Genomic DNA, 17,591 nt, shown 5'->3' with positions numbered 1-17,591 from the left:
GCCGGGCTTTCAGAGGAGGTAGCGCTGGGGTTCGGCCAGGATCACGGAGCGGACCGCCTCGTGATATTTGACGTAACCGGTGCAGCGACAGAGGTGGCCGTCGAGGGCTTCGGCGATGGTGGATTCCACGTCCGCCCGGGCCACCGGCGTCCGGGCCAGACGCTCGAGCAGCACCTGGCCCTCGTTGAGGAAGCCCGGCGTGCAGTATCCGCACTGGAACGCGAAGTGGTGGATGAAGGCCTTCTGCAGCACGCTGAGCTCGTCGCCCTTGGCGTGCCCCTCGACCGTGCGGATCGTCTTGCCGTTGAAGCTCACGGCCGGGACGATGCAGGTCGGGCTGGTGGAACTCGTCCCGTCCGGTTCATCGACGATGATGGCGCAGCTCAGGCACTGCGCCGCGCCGCAGCCGAACTTGGTACCCGTCATCCCAAGATATTCGCGCAGGAAGTCGTTCATGGTGAGGTCGTCGCGGACCTCCGTCGGACCATGGACCCGACCGTTGATGGTGATGACCAGTGCCGTCACGCCAGGGCTCCCTTGAGCATGGTGGGGGTGACCGGAAGCGAATAGAAGCGGTGGCCGGTCGCGTCGAAGATGGCATTGAGGATGGCGGGCACGACGGGGATCATGACCACCTCGGCGATGCCCTTGGGCGGCTCGTCGGCGGAGACCGGCGGCAGCAATTCGATTTCGAGATCGTGCAGCGGCAGGTCCGATCCGCGGGCCACCACGTACTGGCCGAGATTCCACTGGCCGTTGCCGGGGCCGCCTTCGTAGAGCGGCAGGGTCTCCAGCAGGGTGTAGCCGACGCCCATGGCGAAGCCGCCCTGGGCCTGGCCCCGCACGACTTCCGGGACCAGGGCGCGGCCGCATTCCACCACCGAATAGGCCTTGGCGATCCGGATCGCCCCGCTGGTCCGGTCGATCTCGACGCGCACGACGGTGCCGCACTGGGCTCCGAAGGTGGTGCCGATCCGGTTGTTGCTGGTGGGCGGGAACGCGACGGCGACGCGGGCGACCCGTTCGAACGGACCGGCGCCGTGGCGGACCGCGAGGGCGTCCGCCTCGGCGCGGTAGCGCTTGTCCTGGATCGGGAAGGTCGCGCTGGCGAAGGCCCACCGCGAGAAGCAGTGGGTCATCGCCCCGGTCACCAGCCGGGCCGCATGGGCCTTGGCCGCGAGATCCGGCAGGGACAGCGGCGGCAGATCGGCGAAGACCAGACGGCCCTCCTGCCACCGCGCCTCGGCCCATTGCTCGGCCCGGTGGTCGGTGGCCGGAATGTTCCACAGCGCGAGGGCCGCCGGCCACAGGCCGAACCGGAAGATGACGCGGGCCGCCTCGGCCGCCGCGTGGGTGCCCACATGGGCGCCGTTCGAGGCCGCGGTGGCCGAGCTGATGGCCGGAACCCAGCGGCTGTTCTTCTCGACGGCGTCCTGCGTCGCCTGATCCATCGTGTACGAATTGCCGGAGGTGACCAGCGCCAGGGCGCCGAAGGCGTCGAGCTGGCCGAGGGCGACCTCGTCGGCGAGGCCGCCGATGTGGATCGCGACCCGGCTCGCCAGCGCGGTGCCCATGCCGTTGCCCATCTCGGGCTGATCGCAGGCGATCGAGATGCGGCCCTGGGGGTCGATCTCGATGCGGCCCATGGAGCAGTCGGCGCCGGTGCCGTAATCCTTGGTGACGCAGGCGACGCCGGTGCCGACGACGATGCCGTCGCGCTTCGGCCGGGCCTTCTCCGCCGCCCGCGCCGTCCAGATCGGATGCGCCTCGAGCTTGTCGAGGAGTTCCAGCGTCCGCACCGAGACGGTGTAGCGATTGCCCATCATGGTGCGGCCGTCGGGGGCCAGGGCGTTGCGGCGGCGGAACGCGATCGGATCGAGCGGCAGCGCCGCGGCGGCCTCGTCGATCAGGGTTTCGAGCGCCGTCATGGTCTGCACGGTGCCGTAGCCGCGCATCGAGCCGGCCGTCACGCCGCGGCTGTGCAGGGCCACCGTGGTGACGTCGACCTTCGGGATGTCGTAGATGCCGATGGCCGCCGCCGCCGCCACCGTGGCGACGTTGGTGGAGAAGTTCTGGAGGCCGCCGCCGTCGAGGACGTGGTCGGCCGCGAAGGCCGTGATCTTGCCGGTCTTGCGGCTGATCCCGATCCGCGTGTGCATCTTGAAGGCGTGGCGCTTGATGCCGCCCTGGAACTGCTGGAAGCGATCATGCGCCAGGCGCACCGGACGGCCGGGGAAGAAGATCGCCGCCAGGGTGACGTAGAGGATGAAGGGGGTGTGGTCGCGCCCGCCGAAACCGCCGCCCATATAGGCGAAATCGGCCTCGATGTGCTTGGGCTTGAACGCGGCCTTGGCCTTGCTCAGCAGGGTGGCGATGGCCTCGGCGCCCTCGTAGGGCGACTGGATGCCGAGCACCAGTTCGAGCTTTCGGCTCCGGCCGTCGTACCAGCCGAGGCCGCTCTCGGTTTCGAGGAACATCGGGTCGACCGACTGGGTCTCGAAGCGCCGGTCGAGCACCAGCAGGTCCGGGTCGGTCCCCGTCAGCTCGGCGCGGATGGCCTCGCCGTAGCGGGCCGCCTTGCCGTAGGGCTTCGAGGTCTCCCGGGCGTAGGGCTCCCAGACCGGCAGGGGCGAATGCTGCATGCGGCCCGGACTGACCCATCCGGCCAGGATCGGCGAGTAGACGTCGGGCGATTGCGGGGTCGGGCCGGCGACGCGGGTGAAGCGGAAGGCGCCGTAATTCTCGCCCTCGACCGGGCCGGTCTCGTCGCCGAACTGGACCAGGGTGCCGTCGCGGAAGGCGAGGCGGGCCCGGTCGAAGGCGTCGAAGCTGTCGAAGATCAGCATCGCGAGGGGCTGGCCGAGATAGAGCGGCGTCTTGCCCACCGGACAGAACAGGTCGCCGGCATAGAAGTCCGGAACCGTGAGATTGGCCTTGGCCACCTCGTCCGCCGTCACCACCACATGAGGCTTGAGCGGCCCGTCCAGGCGGGCGAGATCGAGGCCGAGATAGACGCGGGACGCGTCCGGCGCCCGCACCAGCAGGGCGTGGGAGGTGGTCTGCGGCCAGCCCGGCATGTCGGCGGCGCGGAAATCCGAAGCATAGAGCTTCGCCCCCGTCACCTTCGGGCTGCCGTCGATGCGACCGAGGCCGCCGGAGGCGGGATTCCAGTGGTTCCGGCCCGGTAAGGTCTCGCGGGCGGCGAAGCTGGGCTCCTGGGCGGCGGCGAGGCGGGACAGGCTGAGCGAAATACCGCTCGCGGTGACCCAAGTCATAAATTCACGGCGCGACGCGCGCATGGTCCAATTCTCCAGGTTTCGTTCGGCGTTCCATGTCGATCCGGTCGCCGCAGCCCGATCTGGAGCCGACATCTTGCAGAGCCGATCAACACCCCGCCCGCGAGACGTCCTATACGGACTCTATGAACATATATCTTAATGAAATCGATAGACGCCGAAACGCAAAATTGCGGTCAACCCGAAGCGTTGCTGATCTGCCACTGATAGACGAGTTGTTGTTCGGTATAAGTTTTCAAATATATTATAGATATCGATGGTAGATATTTGTAAATTAACACATGTAATTTAACGTTATTGTCGCGTCGGCAAGGGTCCGAATAAGGACATTGTCGCCGAGGCAACCTACTCGGTATCGACTTCGCTCCGGCGGACATCCTCTTCCGTGGCGCCTGCCCGCTCATGCCCGGGACAGCCCCATCCGGCACGACGCGCCGGGCGATGGGGTCCAAAGGTGTCCAACAAGGGGGAATCGGGGCAGCCTCAGGCCGCGTATTCGACCAGACCTGTTCTCGCATCGGCCCAGGATGGACCGGAAAGGCCGTCGGTGGTGGGCCCGGCAGGATAGCTATCCAGAAAACAAAACCTCATTCTTTTCAATCGCTTAGATTTCATTCGCCGTGTTCATGTGTATCACTTATGTGTCACAGCGAAAAGAGCATATATGCTCCAGGCTGATATGAGCGCTACGATCAAAAATAGGGTTTAAGATGCCCGAGGCCATTCCAGCTGACGTGCATGTTGACGTTGTGATTGCCAAGTCGCTTCAGCACCTTGGCGAGCGCGCTGCGCCTTTCGTCGCAATTTTTCCAGATAGCGACAACTGGAATGATTACGGGCGGAATTTCTTCGCGAAGCTGCACATCCACCCAACTGAGGGTGATCCGCTCAAGCTTCACTTGCGAATGATGTTCCAGGGACGGCCATGGAGTGAGCCGGTTTTTAACGAGTTGCTACAGAAGTTCGGTGACGTGTTCCCAATTGAGCAAATCACCACCCCGTTCGTGGCGCTTCTCACAAAGGGCGACTACTATCGGCAAGTAATTGAAGCGCTTGGCTTTAATGTCGGCGTCAGCGCACTTCGAAAAATGCACGATGCGACGGTCGCTCGTACCGAACGTACCAATGAGCAGCTGCTAGCCCTAATTGACGACGAAGACTTCCACATTGGCGCCCTGCGTAGTGACAGCGCGTACGATGCCCTGAGGCGCGGTAGCCGATATTTTCGGCAGAACCTTCCCAAGGTTGTTGAGGACGCAGCTATCGACTTTGCGTTTTCTGCCAATCTGCCGAGTGCCGACAACCCCTACACGCTGACCTTCCGCTTCAACCGCGACGGCATTTTCCATGACCGCGCCGCCGTCCTCATCGGACGTAACGGCGTCGGCAAGACGCAGCTGTTAAAATCAATCGTCGATGGCCTCCATTCGAAACATCAGGAAGGCTACTTACGGCCACACTTCCAACCCTCCTTCCAACCCTCGCGCGTAATTGTTTTCTCTTCGGTTCCTACTGATCCTTTCCCGCGTTCGATCGGCGCATGGCACGGCATCGACTACGAGTACTTCGCCGTGAACGCCTCTCGTGAGGATCATGCTGACCCGCTGCTTGCTGCGCTAGTCGCCTGCAGAAAAACGGAGGAACGGATTGGATTTGGCGAGCACGGCTTTAACACTCGCATGGATGTGATCCAGGGTGCGCTTGAGCCACTCGGCTTATGGCGGCGTCTCCACCTACCCTTGAGAGCTCGTCAAGAAGGAATTGCACTGCCATACGTCATCGAACCTGACGGGCAAAGATACTTTCCTATCTGGCGGAGCCTAAATGAATTCAATTCGATCCGGCTAATCCAGCAGATCGACTGGTCCCGGCCAGCTATTGTTTTGGATGCTCATATGGAGGTGCGCAGCCTCAGCAGCGGCGAGTATGCCATGTTACGCTTTGCGGCGCAGGCATCCGCCGCCATCGAGCAAGGCAGTCTCCTTTTGCTCGACGAGCCAGAAACGCACCTTCACCCAAATTTTGTTTCGGACTTGATGGAAATCCTCGATAATCTGCTGCAGTCCACCCGATCAATCGCCATAATTGCAACTCACTCAGCATACGTCGTGAGAGAGACACCACGAGAGCGTGTTAATGTCCTCACCCTCAAAGACCGCACGATCAGCATAGACACGCCCCGCATGCAAACATTCGGCGCCACCATTGACAGCATTTCGCAATTTGTCTTCGGCGATACCAGTATCTCGCACCGCTATCAAAAGACCTTGACCGATTGGGCCGATCAGATCGGGCGCGACATGGGCATCGAGGGTGTTATTGCGCAGTACGGAGCCGAGCTAAATTCGGAGAGCCTCTCCTTTATCGCGCGTCGGCTTGCAGAACCCCTGCCTGCTTCGCCTGAGCCGGAGCAGCCCGAAGCGATCTGATCCATGCAACATCTTCCTCTTCCCGTAACAGCTGCAGGCGATGAGGCTGTCGTTAACGAACTCGCCGAGGATGCCTTCTGGGCGCCGCACGTAGCCGACTGGATTGCTGCATACCGGACCTATCAGGCAGGCGGTGGAAGCCCGTTCGCCGTATCTCCGCACAACTTCGGGGCGGGTGTAGGCAGCCGTCAGTATTCGCTTTTTGATAGCCGGGGCGGGTCGGGAGAGCTCCGCCGTATGCGTCGTAAGGAAGGACTGAAATCGTGCCCGGTCTGCGGCTCGCCGGTAACAGGCAACCTCGACCACTATCTGCCTCGCAACGCTTACCCTGAATTCGCGATCATGCGAGCTAATCTCGTGCCTGCCTGTCAGCACTGTAATTCGGGTGTTAAAGGCAAAACAATCCACGGCGGTAATCCACGCCGCTTCATCCATCCGTACTTTGATCCGTGGGCAGCACAGCCGATCTGGCTTGTCGAAATCATACCACCATACAAGGCGGCGACTTTCAGGCCCCGTCCTTTGCCAGAGTTACAGGCGCCGAACAGCGAGATTGTCAGCTTCCATCTAGAAAATGTGCTTGGTATCCAGTTTGACCTTTCGATGGCTAATCACTGGTCGTCACTTCCGGGTCAGCTGAAAATGAGAGATGAGACACTAACGAGCGCAAGCGTGACGCACCAAGTCAACATCGAACTCATCCTCGCTCGGCTCTCAAAAGGGGAGAACAGTTGGGATGCAGCATTGCTGCGTGGGATCGCCTCTGACGCAGCTGCGATTGAACACCTACGGCAGGAGGCAATTGGTACCGTGTTGCCACCCATGGCTTGAAAGCGTCCTCGCTGAGAGGCAGTTTCGAGCTATCGAGGGCTGTATGAGCAAAACGCCGCCCCCCTCTATAGACCTTCCCAGGAACACGAAAATGGCCATACCTCATATCTGTGAGACAGCCCCCAGCACCGCGCATCCGAAAACGAACATGGCTTTATGATTTTGCAACTGGGTGCAAGGCTGGGGTTCAGCCTCAGCACGGGTGGATCGATCGTCTCAAATTCGGTCTGCCCGGCCTGAACGTATCTTGTGCTTGCGAGCACGAGCACCTGAAGGCATATCTCCATCGACGAAGCCGTGAGTACGACGAGTACGGTGCTTTCTTCGACGTCGAACAACTGCCTAAGGGCAGCCTGCGTGTGACGTTCCCCGCCAAGCGTTGGCTGTTCAACCTCCAGATCACGATCAGTCTGCGGGATGGGATGTGGTCGGGGGCGGGAACTCTCGAACTCAACACGACGCGCCTGTTTGCCTCGGTTGGGCATATACGAGACCTAGCTGCATCGCCTGAGGTGAACCGCATCGACCTCATGCGTCCGATCGGACTGAACCTGAACCGTGCTCTCACGCTTGATGGCAACGACAACTTCGTGCCCGACCACCTAGCCTCGATGGCGATCCGAACGGATTGGGCACGTCTGACGCAGACCTACGCTGCTGCCGTGCTCGATGTCGTGGCAGAGACGGTCGGTACAGTGCACGACCTCGAAGCCGGCCAATCGCAAGATCCGCTTCTGCGGATGCCCCCATTCGATCGGTGGACGATGCAGCAGGCGGAAGTCTACGTCGAGTTCAAGGAAGCCGGAGCACCTCTACGCGTCGCAGATATCGCGGAGCACGGTCGAAGTATGGCCGATCTCTTTGCAGTGGAGAACCATGGGGTGCTGCCCACCCACGGAATGAGCCGGACTGGCAACATGCCTGCCATGAAGATCGGTCTCGGTGCGGCTAAGGTCGATCTCTCAATTTATGCCAAAGCTCATGACCGCCTCCGCGTCGAGGTCCGATATACGGGCGCACCCCTCAAAGCGTGCCGTCTTACAAAAGGGCACTACTCTGGGTCCCAGGCCTTCATAGAGGACGTGCTGGTAGGTGTTAGAGGCAATGCGGCAGCCCGCATTACCCACTTCCTCAGAGCCTATGTGACCAGCCGAGGCTCGGCGTCACCTCGGCTTCCAGCCCTTGTCACCCTGCTGAATGTCATCTCCCAGGCTTGTGGCAACGATCTGAGACTAATGAACCGCGTCCTGTCGCTGTTGATCGTGCATAACGGTCTGAGCCGCACGAGCGATGAGCGTATCCAACAAATCGCGGACACCCTCATCCAGTCTGGTGTCTTGCGACAGGGACGAGCAACGCTCCGCGCGCGTCGAACAGAATACATTCTCGCCCCTTACTACGGCTCTGCGCTCACATCGCTGCGAGCACTGCCAAGACAATAGGCGCGCAGCGGAAAAGAAGGCCGCGTCGGGTTCTTTGCACCTGGGTGCAATCCCCTATTGTGAGAACAGCGACAGCTCAGCGTGCGCGGGCTGCTTACAGACAGATTGGCGACGGTACTCTTTCGGCAGCAGCGGATGATCACCGCCGTAAGCACCAGATGGGTCGGTAAGCTCGGGCACCACGAGGCCGAGGTGGAGGCAGAACCACGCCGAGACGTAGCCCCGATGGCACCATGCGCTGGGATCTGTCAGCTTTTCGAAACAACAAAGGACAGGGGTCTGGCCCTGCGCCTTCGCGTCGATCTCGGCGACGATCTCAGCAGGGTCGAGAGCGGAGAGTTGAGCGGCGTATCGCGCCCGATACTCCTCCGTCCCCGCCGTGCGGAACCACGATCTCCCCGGAGCCAGGGCCATGATTTTCGGGGCCGCATGCTGGCCACGAGGTGTTCCAACCGAGATCCCGATCCTCACGTAGCCGGGCGGCATACGATCGAACCAACTCGAAGTCTTGATCATTTCTTCTTCTTGGCAAAGTGCTTGCGAGAAGACTTTCATCTATCCCTTTGGCCGTCACCCCCATTAATTCTCTTGCGTACGCGTACGCGTACGCGCGCGTGCGCAGGAGAGGGGTCCGGAAAAAATTAGCTCAGACGCATCAACAGCTTACAGACTTCGCGCGATACGTAAAAAGGCATCTATCAGAAGGGTCAATTCTCGTACTACCTCCGCATCGCAGCCCTAACTATTCTGGTTTCGGCAACCGGTTGCCCAACACCGACTGCAATTGTTCCTGCGTAATCGCCTCTTCGAACGGTAGGCTCAGCGCGTGAGCCGCAACCCGTGCGCTGATTTCCGAAAATATCCTGCTCCGCAACTCCTCCGGAATGGGGTCGTCTTGTCCCACGCCATGCTTCTCGAATACGGCATCGACAATTCGGTGGATCTCCTTTGGCTGAGAACGGTCAACGTACGTGCGCATAACCTCGGAAACACGCTCACGCTGGGCCTTGAAGGTCTCGTCACGTTCGGGACAGTCCAGCCAATCGAAAGACACGTCGAACAGGGCAGCGGCCTCATCGGACCACTCCGATGGGGACAGCGGATTAGAAGCAAGCCCGATTTTTTCGTTTGGCAAGCCTCCGCTTTCTGCCAGCACAATTTGAAATCCCAACACGTTGTAGAAGGTGAAGTGCCCGACAACCCGGCCTACCTCGTTGCTACGCACGTAAATAAGATTGAAGAGCGGGCCGTATGCTTCCTTCACCTGATCAACATCACTGAGCAAGCGGTCGTCGAGAGAGGTACGTGCTTTCAAGAAATCGTCACTACCTACGGTTACGAACGTCCGCGTCGCGTCGTAGATCTGCCCGCGGAGTTCGTCATTCCCTGCTTTGAGCGCCCATAGAACGAGGCAGGCCTTTGTTGCGGATCGGATCGCATCATGGCCGCCAAAGGAGAGTGGGAAGTGTACGGTGTCGGGCCGTCTCTCGATCGCGCGGCCTTTGGCATTCAACAGCTGGCTGCGGATCTCCGCCTCTGGCATGCCCAACGATGCGGCGATGTTCGGGATAAGTCGGTCCACCTCCTCAAGCGAACTTACGTTGATCTCGACGTTGAAACTGCCGTCCGGGCTCTTCTCAAAAGAGAACGGCTTAACGACAGGCTCAATCATGCCATCGCCGTACATGTTTACGATTTCGCTGCCGGCCTGAACTTTCCTCAGCATAGGCGCGGCTTTGCCGGTCCCAGATTTCATCTGTAGCATGTTGCGGATAACTTCGACCTGAGCCGAGAGAGCCTTGTCGATACCGTTCCCGAACTGATTATTGCACTCAGAACAAATGACCTGAGTAGTAGTTTTACGACCGCCGAGCGCGTTTAAAAGAACGTGCTCTGGCTTAGTGCTACGATCCAGTGTGGTGTCGCAGAAAATGCATTTCGGCATTATGGCCCTTCCTTGCGATCATGTACGAGCTTCAATTTAGGCCACTCCTCGGTCGAGCACAGCTGCGATCTGGGGACCATGCCACACTGCCTTGCCCTGCGGGGTCGGGATCTCGCGCCGCATCAGTTCCCGTGCGACCGCCCGCTTCGACATTCCAGAGGCTAGGAGCCCCCGGATCATCGGAGCCAGATCCGCAGCCCGCCGGTCGGCCTTGGCACCCCTCACAGATGCGCTGGCTGCCCTTCCCAGGTGTCCGACACCCTCCAGGCCGCCCCGGTTGCCCCCGAGACGTGTCGGCCGCCCCTGAGCCTGTAGCTCGGCAAGCTCCTCGGCGGTGCGGGTCTCGTACCAGACCTTCTTGCGGGCGAGCGCTGCCTTGGTCCGGTCGGAGATCATCTTGGCCTCGTGCTCTGCCACCGCAGCGAGGATGTGGATGGTGAGGCGGTTCGCAGTGGGGAAATCCACGGCCACGAAGTCCACGCCGCTTTCCATGAGGCTGGAGACGAAGTGGACGTTACGGGCGAGGCGATCGAGCTTGGCGATCACGAGCGTCGCACGATGCAGCCGGCAGAGCCCCAACGCTTCCTGAAGCTTCGGCCGGTCCGAACGGGTACCGCTCTCGACCTCAACCACCTCCGAGATCGGCGTACGGCCGGCAAGATGGATGCGAATTGCTTCACGCTGTGCATCGAGCCCCAGGCCGGACTTTCCCTGACGGTCAGTCGAGCACCGGACGTATGAGACGAAGCGGCCATGGCTCATCGCGCTGCTCCCAGGGGTGCTGCTTTTAGGCGGAGGGATTGTGGGGATGTTGGTGGTGAGAAACTTTGCACCTGGGTGCAAAGTTCGACAAGCCCGTATGCACGTCTTCTGACTTGAAACTTCTGCCAGTGCACTTGAAAGGCTGGTTGGGCACGCATTGAGGTCGCACCCAGCCAGCAACAGGAATTCCGACAGCTACTCCGAGAAGACCATGTTGGCGTAGATCACAGCCACGGTCAGGGCACAGCCCGCGTGGGCAAGCGCACCTTCTGATAAGAGTATGGTAGCCGTGAGGGCATACACGGCGAACAAGGCAGCATGAGCGAGATGGTGGCGATTGAGCATGGGCGAACTCTCCTGGGTTGAACTGTCGCCCTATTGGCCGCATCTTGACCGCAATGATTAGGACCTCCGCCGCAATGCACCGCAATGGCCCGCAAACCCGTGGCTGAGACAGCGCGAGCCCGTTTTGCCCGGCTCCTGACCGAGCATCTCAAAGGTGGAACGCGCCCTAGGTCGGCAGAGGGAGAGCCCTGGACCTATGCTGAGTTCGGATCGAACGTGCAGAGTTCCCGGGCCAACGAGTACGTGTCGGAGCGCACCGTCTCGAACTGGTGCAAGGGTAAGTCGCTGCCAACAGAAATCGAACCGATTTTACGGCCGCTATTCGGACGGACCCCTGAGGGCAGTGACCACGTGTATACTCGTGGGAAATTACGTGATGCATACATAGCTGCACGCACAGAAAAGCTTGCCACTGTTATTGCGCAGGCACAGCCGGACCCAGCCGGAGGAGAGTGGTTCATTCAAGGTGAGCAGTTTGCCTTGGATCGGACAGTACGTGCGACGGACAATCATGCAGCAGCAGACCCATCACGGCAGAGAATGCAGGCCGCTATTCGGGATTTTGCCGCAGAGTTGATCGAACCGGCAAAACGACTTTCTAATTCTCGCGTGTGGAACGCTCTACCACGGACGATCACGGCATTCCACGCCCTATTAGAATGCGACCCACTACAAATGCCGGAGCGGCTCGGTGAGGCCTACGCATTGTTACTAAGATTAGGAAGGTTTCTCGAAACTGATACCCGTTTGCAAAAGAACCCAGCTCACTCAGACGATCCACTTGATCCTGAAATTCACGGTCTGCTGGTTGATGTTGTGCGGACAGCCGCACCTTGGATGAGGGGCTTCCCAACGGTCGCAGCTTTAGATGACGAAGCAGGCAGAGCCCTTGTGCGAGCAGACTTGTTTCAACCAGCCCGGGAATTTACTCGAATTGCCCATGGACAGCAGGCAATTTCTGAACGGGATGCTGCCGAGATGGAATTGCTAGCCGACACCGCAGAGGCCGAAGACTTCCAGGGCCAGAAGGCTGGCACGCGAGCCATAGGCCATGCGAAAAATTTGCTCCTCGCAGAGGCCGAAGTTGTTGCAACGTCTCTTGCCCAGATATCTGAGCATCAATCTCCTACGCAAGTAGTTCTTGTTCAACGAGCAATCGAAACGCTAACCATAGCCGCATCGCAGGTTGAAGCATTTTCCGCAACCTTACCTCCGGACTTGCGGCAAGCCTTGCGCTTCCTCGTCGAGGGGGGAAGGCAATCGGCAGAGATGATCTCAGCAGACCAGCTCGTAGAGCCGCTTCGAGCTATTCCTGACGATGTTGAGGAGCAAGCTAAGATCTTGATTTTGCAAGGATTTGCCCCTCCAGTCGATTGGCGTCCGTTCATCCGCGAGATTTCTTTTCAAGGATCTAATATAAATAATATCGAATTATTGTCCGATTTATATGCCCTAGAAAAACTCAATTTATGGGAGACAGGCATATCTGATACCTCGCCTCTTTCGAAGCTATATAATCTTACAGAACTCAACCTAGGGAATACGACGATAAATAATATATCGGCTTTGTCGACTTTGAATAAGATAGAAATCCTTGACCTATGGAATACAAGTGTGACTGATATCTCACCCTTGTCAGGCATGACTGCTCTTAGATCCCTTGACTTAGCGCGCACAAGCATAAGCGATGCAGAGCCACTGTCGAGCTTGAGGGTTTTGGAAGACCTCGACCTAACAGGTACGCAGGTGAATGATCTGTCACCACTTGCTGTCCTAACCAATCTTGAGAAGCTAAGTCTGGGGAACACAGAAATAGACGATTTGTCTCCCCTTCTAAAACTTCAGAAGCTTAAAATCCTTAATGCATGGGGGAATAAAATAATTGATCTAAGCAGCATCTCTAAGCTAACTAATTTAATATATCTTGATTTAGAGAATTCAAATTTGGCAGATCTTTCGGTTCTTTCAAAATTGAACAATCTTATGTCACTTAATATCGAAGGCACTCAGGTAAGAGATTTGTCGCCTCTTTCAGGCATGGTAGATATGAGAGTTCTTCAACTTGGATCCACAAAGGTGAGCGACTTATCACCACTGGCAGACATGATGGAGTTGAAAAAACTTGATCTAGAGAGCACAGACGTGAGCGACCTGTCTCCCTTAGCAGACATGATAGAGCTGAGAGATATCAATCTCGATGGCACGAAGGTGAGCGACCTGTCGCCCCTGGCAGACATGATGGATTTGCAAGTACTTGATCTAGCGAGCACAGACGTGAGCGACCTGTCTCCCCTGGCAGGCATGATAGATTTGAAAAAACTTAATCTATCGAGCACAAATGTGAGCGACGTGACGCCCTTGGCGTCCCTGACAAACTTGGCCAGCCTTAATTTAGCAGGCACACAGGTGAGCGATGTAACCCCCCTGGCGGCCCTGACGGGCTTGAAGCAGCTCGATCTGACGCGCACGCACGTAAGCGACGTGTTTTCCTTGTCGCATCTGGAAGAGCTCAAAGTGGAAGGCCCATAGGCAATGGGTGTACCATAAGGGTCCGCCAGCTGCGGCTCGAACCTAAAGATACCGCTTGGAGTAAATCTCAGCCAGTTCGGTCTGAAGGTGCTCGAAGCGGACGTTTCTGTAGAGGCGGGTCATCACACCATCGCATTCTAGAAGCTCCTACCGTGTGGTAGTTTTGAACCCGGGTGCAAAAGCCAATCCCCCTTTGGCGGAGAAAGATAGGCTCCAACTTGATAGGCATGTAAGCCGTCAGCGAGACCGCCAGAAGCAGTGTTGATCTCCACCTGTAAGGATTGGCATTGCACTGGAGCTATCCCTTCCACGACGCTTACAAGCGCTTCCGGCGTGGTCTTCCAACATCGTTGTCTACGGCTTCACAGCTATCAGGAGAAAGAACGTTGCTCGCAAAATCTCTAAGACGAAAGTCGCCGTAACTTAGCTTTTTAACCGCTCGGTTGAGCACTGGCACCATTCCACGATCACCATAGCGGGCGGCCTCATTAGTGGAAGCCCATCCTCCCAATGCGCGAGAAGTCTCTTCAGGAATGCTCTTTGCTCGACACGCATCCCGGAAGCCGTGGCGGAAACTGTGTAGGACAAGCGCAGGCTGATCAAGACCAACCCGGTCGAGAAAGCGCCCGAAGAACTTAGAAAATTCGTGTGAGTAAGAACCCTTGCTGCCACTAGCCAGCTGCGGAAAAATCATCTCACAACCCTCGCGGGTTTGATGTTCAACGTAGTCGATGAAACCCGCTTCGAGAAGCTCGTGATGAATGGGCAGCACGCGCTCGCTCGCAGCAGTCTTTAAGGACTTATCATCAACTCTGCGTCCTTCCGCATCAAACTCTGAAAGGTCCAAGCACCAAATGCTTTGTACCTTGATTACGTCAGCAACCCTCAACTGACATAACTCTCCCGCTCGAGCGCCTGTGAAAAGGGCAAGGGCTGGAACCCAAAACCGTTGCGGGTGAGTGAACCGCATTGGCGCAAGAGCTTTGAACAGGACCTTCAACTCGGCAGGCGTAAAACCTCGCCGCTTCACCTGGGCCCGCCCCTTCTCGACCAGACCCTTTGCCGGATTACGCTCAATCAGCTCCTCTTGGACAGCCCAGTTCAGGAGAGCCGATAAATTATTCATGTAGGAAGCTACGGTGGTAGGGGATAGTCGTGCAACGCCGTTAATCTCAGCTGCTTCGATTGCCTTAGCGAGCGATAGTCTCGGAAAGCGTTTGCTCGCGTTCGACGGTACGCGGGCAAGAAAATCACGAACAGCGCGGCAGTCCTCGCGCCGGATGTTTTGAACCAACCTGCTTGGCCCAAGCGCCTCCTCCAAAGCCCTAAAAACGTGGCTGTATTTGCGGTCAGTGCTTTCACGTCCGTGGGCAATTTCGCGGTCGGCGCGATATCGTGAGATCAGTTCCTTCACTGAGAGATGCGCCGGAGATACGGCTGGCTGAACCGTACTTTCATGCGCAAATAGGAGAGTATCGGTTGCGACTGGCCGACCCAGAGCGAAGTTATGCGCCAGTTTGTTTTCTGCTCTCAGAGCATGGGCCACAAGTTCAATGAGGTAATGGTACTGCCTGCCGGTGCGATCGACGGTAAGGAAATCTCTACCGATACGTCTTCGTCTTGAAGGCATGCCGGCCGCAATCAAGAGAGCATCCGCACTGGATCGCGCGGCATCGGGCTCATCTAATTGCGCCGCGTCCTGTTTGAGAAGCTCAAGAACGTTGGCCTCTTCACCAAATCGAATAGAGGGCCGACGAAAGCGCTCGCGGCCCTCAAACCACTTTTGGACAAGCGTCTCAAGTTGTTCGTTGCTCAGATCCTCGAGCCGACCCTCATTGAGCGCTAACGTCGTGGCGCTCCGCTCGGCTAATTCCGTACGAAGTGCGTCAAACTCACGCGCAACGCGAGCTTGCTCCTCCCGGTACCGGCGAACGGCTTCGCGGTAGTCACTCGTGCGAAGGCTGACCGCAACGTGCGTTCTTTTATCGAACGGGCGCAGGTCAGCGGGCACACGGACGCGCAGATAGTACCTATGACCTCGTTGGGTGAGGTTCGGGTATCGGGCCATGTCAGGCCCGTCCTTGTGTGACATCAATGTGTGACAGTCGGAGCGGAAAAACCCTGCATTCCGAAAGACCTATATAAAGATAGGACGTTAAGGAAGTGGTGGTGGGCCCGGCAGGACTCGAACCTGCAACCAGACCGTTATGAGCGGGTCCGCGCTACGTCAAATCCCCATCGAACGCGCTCTTGGGCCACCCTCCCGGATGGCCCCAAATCGTCCCCGATCACCCTCGTTTCTGTCCCCATCCTGTCCCCGTAGAACAGACGCGAACGTCAGGCTGCCCGGCGGGTGAAGGCGTCCTCGACGTCGATCGTCTCGATCACGCGGCGCCCGCCCTTGTCGAGCGCGCCGGCCGCCTCCTCCTGGAAGTCCGGGCGGTGATGGCCGTACACCTTCTCCAGCATGGCGACCGTCATGCCGAGGAAGGCGGCCGCCTGCCACAGGTCGACGCCGGCCAGCATCATCCAGGTCGCGCACGTATGGCGCAGGGTGTGGGGCGTGACGTCGGGCCCGAGGCCGGCCGCGGCGACGACCGCCGCAAAGCCCTTGTTGACCTCGCCGACGGGCTTCGACCGGAACTCGACCACGAACTCCGGCATCGTCCCGTCCTTCCGGGGCGTCCGGGCCCAGCGCCGGATGTGCGCCAGGAGCCGCTTCGGGAGTCGCACCGGCGGTTGCCTCTTCTTCGTCTCGGCGACACCGAGGCCGCGGCGGTGGTAGATCCCGCGCTTGAGGTCGACCCACCCCCGGCCCTCGGCTGGCGCGAAACCCGCGCCGCAGATCGCCGCCGCGCGGGTGCCCGTGTAGATCCCGACGAGGAGGAATCGAGCGAGGTGGCGCGCCGGACGCTTGCTCGTGGCGACGACCTTGCCAGTGTCGGGGCCGCGGTGGCGCATCTGCATCTCCGGCATGTGGAGCATGGTCCGGAGCAGGCGCGCCGCCTCGTCGCGCTCCAGGTACCGCTCCTTCGGCAGGCTTTTCTCGGGCAGCGGCACCTTCACCACCGCCCGCATGTGACCCTCGCGCAGGTAGTGGTTGAGCGCGGCCTGCAGGTCCTCCAGCTCACGGCGCACCCCGGCGTCCGTGACGGTGCGCGGGCGCTTGCCGGTGCTGTCCGGCCGGGCGCTCTTCCATGCTGTCTTCTTCCGCCACGTGCCGTAGGCCCGGACGCTCTTGCCATTCACCTCCGAGACGCGCTTGCCCTCCCACCAGGCGCCGAGCTGGATGAGGCGGGCGGCAGTCTTCTCAGGGCGTTTGTGCTGGGGCGCCTTGTCCTCGGCGTAGACCGTCAGGACGTCCGTCACGAGGATCTCGCCGAGGGCGCGGTCCTCCTCCCTCGCCGGGTTGTGCTTGCGCGTCAGGTAGTCGGCGAGCGCCGGCTCAGCCGCGCCGCGGCCGCGGTCAGGAAGCTCAGGCTGGACTGGGCAGCCGGTGTTGACGGAGAGCTTCCCGTCCCGGATGACCCAGACCGACCGCTTCCTGAGGCTACCGTCCTCGGCGTATTCGGCTGGCTTCTCCCAGAGGCGGGCCCCGAGGGCGCGGCGCGGCATGATTCTCTCCACTCTCGTATGATGCGACGGGACACGAACAGGAGCCGACCGTGCCGCTCCGGACGGAGCTCGCCGCGTTCGATGGCCCCGCGCAGGGCGGGCACCGTGAACACGGGGATGCGCCCGAACCACTCGTCAGGCAGGCAGATCTCCGGGCACCAGATGGCCGTCTCCAGATCGAGCGGCGCGTCCTCGTGGGCGGCGGCGGCGATCGCGGGGCGCCCATCGAAAGCCGGGCCGGCGTGGAGTGTCCAAGTCGTCATGCAAACACCCGAGCGGATTTGGTGTGAACGGTCAACGGCTACCGTCGCAGGTTCGACTGCGTAGGCCAGGGATAACTTCAGCGTGGTTACGGGGACACCTTGCCGGGGGCCGGACGCTGTCTCTTATACACAAC

General features: G+C 59.6%; 11 protein-coding genes and 1 tRNA gene. 4 read left to right on the top strand and 8 right to left on the bottom strand.

All coding sequences use genetic code 11. The features are described 5' to 3' along the window. Window positions 1-9: 9 nt before the first annotated feature. Window positions 10-525: a 2Fe-2S iron-sulfur cluster-binding protein gene (locus J7U37_RS06680; protein WP_056187700.1), complete on the bottom strand. Its 516-nt coding sequence runs from the start codon at window positions 523-525 to the stop codon at window positions 10-12. Further along, window positions 522-3,299 (bottom strand): molybdopterin cofactor-binding domain-containing protein, encoded by a 2,778-nt coding sequence (locus J7U37_RS06675; protein ID WP_247635209.1) that lies wholly within the window; start codon window positions 3,297-3,299, stop codon window positions 522-524. The genes J7U37_RS06680 and J7U37_RS06675 overlap by 4 nt, the downstream gene beginning before the upstream one ends. 707 nt (window positions 3,300-4,006) lie before the next feature. On the opposite strand from J7U37_RS06675, the gene J7U37_RS06670 reads away from it, so the two are divergent. The 3 genes from J7U37_RS06670 to J7U37_RS06660 all read left to right on the top strand — a co-directional run bounded on the left by J7U37_RS06670 (window position 4,007) and on the right by J7U37_RS06660 (window position 7,998). Beyond that, on the top strand, window positions 4,007-5,725 hold the full coding sequence (locus tag J7U37_RS06670; protein WP_247635208.1) for an AAA family ATPase: 1,719 nt from the start codon (window positions 4,007-4,009) through the stop codon (window positions 5,723-5,725). Between the two features lie 3 nt (window positions 5,726-5,728). Continuing rightward, window positions 5,729-6,556, top strand: a complete 828-nt coding sequence (locus tag J7U37_RS06665) for a hypothetical protein (protein ID WP_247635207.1) — start codon at window positions 5,729-5,731, stop codon at window positions 6,554-6,556. A gap of 359 nt (window positions 6,557-6,915) precedes the next feature. Beyond that, window positions 6,916-7,998, top strand: coding sequence for a hypothetical protein (locus J7U37_RS06660; RefSeq protein WP_247635206.1), 1,083 nt, complete (start codon window positions 6,916-6,918; stop codon window positions 7,996-7,998). A 54-nt stretch (window positions 7,999-8,052) separates the two neighbouring features. Here J7U37_RS06660 and J7U37_RS06655 read toward each other — a convergent pair whose 3' ends face one another. The 3 genes from J7U37_RS06655 to J7U37_RS06645 all read right to left on the bottom strand — a co-directional run bounded on the left by J7U37_RS06655 (window position 8,053) and on the right by J7U37_RS06645 (window position 10,705). Continuing rightward, complete coding sequence (locus J7U37_RS06655) at window positions 8,053-8,553, bottom strand: DUF488 family protein (protein WP_247635205.1); 501 nt, start codon at window positions 8,551-8,553, stop codon at window positions 8,053-8,055. 187 nt (window positions 8,554-8,740) lie between these two features. Beyond that, window positions 8,741-9,943: an HNH endonuclease gene (locus J7U37_RS06650; RefSeq protein WP_247635204.1), complete on the bottom strand. Its 1,203-nt coding sequence runs from the start codon at window positions 9,941-9,943 to the stop codon at window positions 8,741-8,743. Between the two features lie 36 nt (window positions 9,944-9,979). Continuing rightward, a complete protein-coding gene (locus tag J7U37_RS06645; RefSeq protein WP_247635203.1) occupies window positions 9,980-10,705 on the bottom strand; it encodes a recombinase family protein in 726 nt (241 codons plus the stop codon). A gap of 588 nt (window positions 10,706-11,293) precedes the next feature. Between J7U37_RS06645 and J7U37_RS06640 the strand changes: the two genes are divergently transcribed. After that, window positions 11,294-13,579 carry a leucine-rich repeat domain-containing protein gene (locus tag J7U37_RS06640; RefSeq protein ID WP_247635202.1) on the top strand — a complete coding sequence of 762 codons (2,286 nt, stop codon included), beginning with the start codon at window positions 11,294-11,296 and terminating at the stop codon, window positions 13,577-13,579. A 316-nt stretch (window positions 13,580-13,895) separates the two neighbouring features. On the opposite strand, the gene J7U37_RS06635 is transcribed toward J7U37_RS06640, so the two are convergent. The 3 genes from J7U37_RS06635 to J7U37_RS06625 all read right to left on the bottom strand — a co-directional run bounded on the left by J7U37_RS06635 (window position 13,896) and on the right by J7U37_RS06625 (window position 17,194). Further along, window positions 13,896-15,647 carry a site-specific integrase gene (locus J7U37_RS06635; RefSeq protein WP_247635201.1) on the bottom strand — a complete coding sequence of 584 codons (1,752 nt, stop codon included), beginning with the start codon at window positions 15,645-15,647 and terminating at the stop codon, window positions 13,896-13,898. Between the two features lie 99 nt (window positions 15,648-15,746). Next, window positions 15,747-15,840, bottom strand: a tRNA-Met gene (locus J7U37_RS06630). A gap of 76 nt (window positions 15,841-15,916) precedes the next feature. After that, window positions 15,917-17,194 carry a site-specific integrase gene (locus J7U37_RS06625; protein WP_247635200.1) on the bottom strand — a complete coding sequence of 426 codons (1,278 nt, stop codon included), beginning with the start codon at window positions 17,192-17,194 and terminating at the stop codon, window positions 15,917-15,919. Window positions 17,195-17,591: the final 397 nt, after the last annotated feature.

Source organism: Methylobacterium sp. 37f (assembly GCF_023093475.1).
Classification (GTDB): domain Bacteria; phylum Pseudomonadota; class Alphaproteobacteria; order Rhizobiales; family Beijerinckiaceae; genus Methylobacterium.
This window is presented reverse-complemented; position numbering and strand designations above follow the sequence as displayed.